This is a genomic window from Chryseobacterium sp. c4a (assembly GCF_009900745.1).
Classification (GTDB): Bacteria; Bacteroidota; Bacteroidia; order Flavobacteriales; family Weeksellaceae; genus Chryseobacterium.
In genome coordinates, this window is the sequence record NZ_WXVU01000035.1 from 1 (window position 1) to 4,781 (window position 4,781).

General features: G+C 47.8%; 2 tRNA genes and 2 rRNA genes. All 4 read left to right on the top strand.

From position 1 onward, the window contains the following. A 16S ribosomal RNA gene (locus tag GTR01_RS24290) occupies positions 1 to 1,334 on the top strand; the annotation flags it as partial. A 212-nt stretch (positions 1,335 to 1,546) separates the two neighbouring features. Next, positions 1,547 to 1,620: transfer RNA gene (locus GTR01_RS24295), tRNA-Ile, on the top strand. A gap of 81 nt (positions 1,621 to 1,701) precedes the next feature. After that, positions 1,702 to 1,775, top strand: a tRNA-Ala gene (locus tag GTR01_RS24300). Between the two features lie 156 nt (positions 1,776 to 1,931). Next, positions 1,932 to 4,688 (top strand): 23S ribosomal RNA (locus GTR01_RS24305). Positions 4,689 to 4,781 lie beyond the last annotated feature (93 nt).

A 4,781-nucleotide genomic window follows, 5' to 3' on the forward strand; every position in this document is an offset into this window, starting at 1 on the left:
TTGGCATCAATGAATATTGAAAACTCCGGTGGATAGAGATGGGCACGCGCAAGATTAGATAGTTGGTGAGGTAACGGCTCACCAAGTCTGCGATCTTTAGGGGGCCTGAGAGGGTGATCCCCCACACTGGTACTGAGACACGGACCAGACTCCTACGGGAGGCAGCAGTGAGGAATATTGGACAATGGGTGAGAGCCTGATCCAGCCATCCCGCGTGAAGGACGACGGCCCTATGGGTTGTAAACTTCTTTTGTATAGGGATAAACCTACTCTCGTGAGAGTAGCTGAAGGTACTATACGAATAAGCACCGGCTAACTCCGTGCCAGCAGCCGCGGTAATACGGAGGGTGCAAGCGTTATCCGGATTTATTGGGTTTAAAGGGTCCGTAGGCGGATCTGTAAGTCAGTGGTGAAATCTCACAGCTTAACTGTGAAACTGCCATTGATACTGCAGGTCTTGAGTGTTATTGAAGTAGCTGGAATAAGTAGTGTAGCGGTGAAATGCATAGATATTACTTAGAACACCAATTGCGAAGGCAGGTTACTAAGCAACAACTGACGCTGATGGACGAAAGCGTGGGGAGCGAACAGGATTAGATACCCTGGTAGTCCACGCCGTAAACGATGCTAACTCGTTTTTGGGCTTTCGGGTTCAGAGACTAAGCGAAAGTGATAAGTTAGCCACCTGGGGAGTACGAACGCAAGTTTGAAACTCAAAGGAATTGACGGGGGCCCGCACAAGCGGTGGATTATGTGGTTTAATTCGATGATACGCGAGGAACCTTACCAAGGCTTAAATGGGAAATGACAGGTTTAGAAATAGACTTTTCTTCGGACATTTTTCAAGGTGCTGCATGGTTGTCGTCAGCTCGTGCCGTGAGGTGTTAGGTTAAGTCCTGCAACGAGCGCAACCCCTGTCACTAGTTGCCATCATTAAGTTGGGGACTCTAGTGAGACTGCCTACGCAAGTAGAGAGGAAGGTGGGGATGACGTCAAATCATCACGGCCCTTACGCCTTGGGCCACACACGTAATACAATGGCCGGTACAGAGGGCAGCTACACAGCGATGTGATGCAAATCTCGAAAGCCGGTCTCAGTTCGGATTGGAGTCTGCAACTCGACTCTATGAAGCTGGAATCGCTAGTAATCGCGCATCAGCCATGGCGCGGTGAATACGTTCCCGGGCCTTGTACACACCGCCCGTCAAGCCATGGAAGTCTGGGGTACCTGAAGTCGGTGACCGTAACAGGAGCTGCCTAGGGTAAAACAGGTAACTAGGGCTAAGTCGTAACAAGGTAGCCGTACCGGAAGGTGCGGCTGGAACATCTCATTTTAGAGCGTCGTTAGACGATAAAAAAAWTAGTACCGTAAGGTACAGTACTTACTTAAAGCATAGCTTTAGTTTTTTGTTTGGTTGAATTATATTAAAAATACAAAACCCACTAGAAATTAGTATAGGGAAGAGATACAAGAGCCCAGAGCCAAGAACCAAGACGAATGAAAGTCTTGTATCTAGCATCTAGGATCTRTAAGTCTTAAAAAGACAGTCTCGTAGCTCAGCTGGTTAGAGCGCTACACTGATAATGTAGAGGTCGGCAGTTCGAGCCTGCCCGAGACTACTAATTAAAGCGGTAAGCAGTAAGCTTCAAGCAGAAGGCAAATGCCTCCAGCTTATAGCATAAAGCCTACAGCACCTAGAGGGGGAATTAGCTCAGCTGGCTAGAGCGCCTGCCTTGCACGCAGGAGGTCAAGGGTTCGACTCCCTTATTCTCCACAGTTTTGGAAGACTGATTTAAAAGTTACGAATGGAGCCAAAAACAACATTTGTTCATCAGTTGGAAAGAAAGAMATTAAGATCATTGACATTAACGGTAAAGACATCACAAAGAGAAAACCGAGCGCATAAAGCGCTTGAGTAACCAAAAATAGGAAAGAAATCGTTAAGGGCGTATGGCGGATGCCTAGGCTTTCAGAGGCGACGAAGGACGTGGTAAGCTGCGAAAAGCTGCGGGGATTGGCACACACGAATTGATCCGCAGATGTCCGAATGGGGCAACCCAATACATTGAAGATGTATTACCTCTTAGGAGGAGCAAACCCGGAGAACTGAAACATCTAAGTACCCGGAGGAAAAGAAATCGAAGAGATTCCGTGAGTAGTGGCGAGCGAAAGCGGATTAGCCCAAAAGTCTTTATATATTTAGAAGAACGTTCTGGAAAGAACGGCCRTAGACGGTGATAGCCCGGTATTCGAAAGGTATATTTGGATGATAAATGAGTAGGGCGGGACACGTGAAATCCTGTCTGAATATGGGGGGACCATCCTCCAAGGCTAAATACTCCTGAAAGACCGATAGTGAACAAGTACTGTGAAGGAAAGGTGAAAAGCACTTCGAATAGAAGGGTGAAATAGAACCTGAAACCGTACGCCTACAAGCGGTCGGAGCAGCATTAAGCTGTGACGGCGTGCCTTTTGCATAATGAGCCTACGAGTTAATTTTACTAGCGAGGTTAAGGTATTAAGTACCGGAGCCGGAGCGAAAGCGAGTCTGAATAGGGCGCATAGTTAGTAGGATTAGACGCGAAACCTTGTGATCTACCCATGGGCAGGTTGAAGCTCTGGTAACACAGAGTGGAGGACCGAACCGGTTGACGTTGAAAAGTCTTCGGATGACCTGTGGGTAGGGGTGAAAGGCCAATCAAACTGGGAGATAGCTCGTACTCTCCGAAATGCATTTAGGTGCAGCGTCGTATATAAGTTTATTAGAGGTAGAGCTACTGATTGGATGCGGGGGTTTCATCGCCTACCAATTCCTGACAAACTCCGAATGCTAATAAATGTTCTACGGCAGTGAGGGCATGGGTGCTAAGGTCCATGTCCGAGAGGGAAAGAACCCAGACCAACAGCTAAGGTCCCAAAATATATGTTAAGTTGAAGCAACGCGGTTGGACTGCATTGACAGCTAGGATGTTGGCTTGGAAGCAGCCATTCATTTAAAGAGTGCGTAACAGCTCACTAGTCGAGCGGTCCGGCATGGATAATAATCGGGCATAAACATATTACCGAAGCTATGGATTTGTATTTAAGATACATCTGGTAGGAGAGCATTCTATTTGCGCCGAAGCAGTACTGTGAGGTATTGTGGAGCGGATAGAAAAGAAAATGTAGGCATAAGTAACGATAAAGCAGGCGAGAAACCTGCTCACCGAAAGACCAAGGCTTCCTCAGCCATGCTAATCAGCTGAGGGTTAGTCGGGACCTAACGCGAACCCGAAAGGGGTAGTGGATGGACAATGGGTTAATATTCCCATACTTGCTCACGAATAAAGGGGACGGTTGGATGTAGCTGCTGGAGACTGACGGAATAGTCAAGGCCTAGCCTTCGGGCGAAGCTGCTGTAGTGTAATCTGATCCAAGAAAAGCCGAAGTGAAGCAACCCGTACCAAAACCGACACAGGTGGTCGAGGAGAGAATCCTAAGGTGCTCGAGTGAGTCGTGGCTAAGGAACTAGGCAAAATAGTCTCGTAACTTCGGAAGAAGAGACGCCATCAGCAATGGTGGCCGCAGTGAAGAGGCCCAGGCGACTGTTTATCAAAAACACAGGACTCTGCTAAATCGAAAGATGCTGTATAGGGTCTGACACCTGCCCGGTGCTGGAAGGTTAAGGAAGGTGCTTAGGGTTAAACCGAAGGCATTAACTGAAGCCCCAGTAAACGGCGGCCGTAACTATAACGGTCCTAAGGTAGCGAAATTCCTTGTCGGGTAAGTTCCGACCTGCACGAATGGTGTAACGATCTGGGCACTGTCTCAGCCACGAGCTCGGTGAAATTGTAGTATCGGTGAAGATGCCGATTACCCGCAATGGGACGAAAAGACCCTGTGAACCTTTACTATAACTTCGTATTGACTTTGAGTAAGTAATGTGTAGGATAGGTGGGAGGCTTTGAAGCTTGCACGCTAGTGTAGGTGGAGCCGTCGTTGAAATACCACCCTTTACTTACTTGGAGCCTAACTTCTTTTAGAAGGACATTGCGTGGTGGGTAGTTTGACTGGGGTGGTCGCCTCCAAAAGAGTAACGGAGGCTTTCAAAGGTACCCTCAGCACGCTTGGTAACCGTGCGTAGAGTGTAATGGCATAAGGGTGCTTGACTGTGAGACCAACAAGTCGATCAGGTGCGAAAGCAGGACATAGTGATCCGGTGGTTCCGTATGGAAGGGCCATCGCTCATAGGATAAAAGGTACTCCGGGGATAACAGGCTAGTCTCCCCCAAGAGCTCACATCGACGGGGAGGTTCGGCACCTCGATGTCGGCTCGTCACATCCTGGGGCTGGAGAAGGTCCCAAGGGTTGGGCTGTTCGCCCATTAAAGTGGCACGCGAGCTGGGTTCAGAACGTCGTGAGACAGTTCGGTCTCTATCTATTGCGGGCGTTAGATGTTTGAGAGGGCTTGATTCTAGTACGAGAGGACCGAATTGAACAAACCTCTGGTGTATCAGTTGTACCGCCAGGTGCACCGCTGAGTAGCTACGTTTGGAAGAGATAAGCACTGAAAGCATATAAGTGCGAAACTCGCCTCAAGATGAGACATCTTTTAAGGGTCGTTGTAGATGACGACGTTGATAGGCTATAGGTGTAAAGACAGTAATGTCATAGCCAAGTAGTACTAATTACCCGTAGATTTATAGCCTATGGTTGCTATATCTAAAATTATAATATAAATAGACAAGTACTTTATGCGCAGTAAAGGTTTTGTCTTTGTGAAAGTTTTTATCGCTTAAAA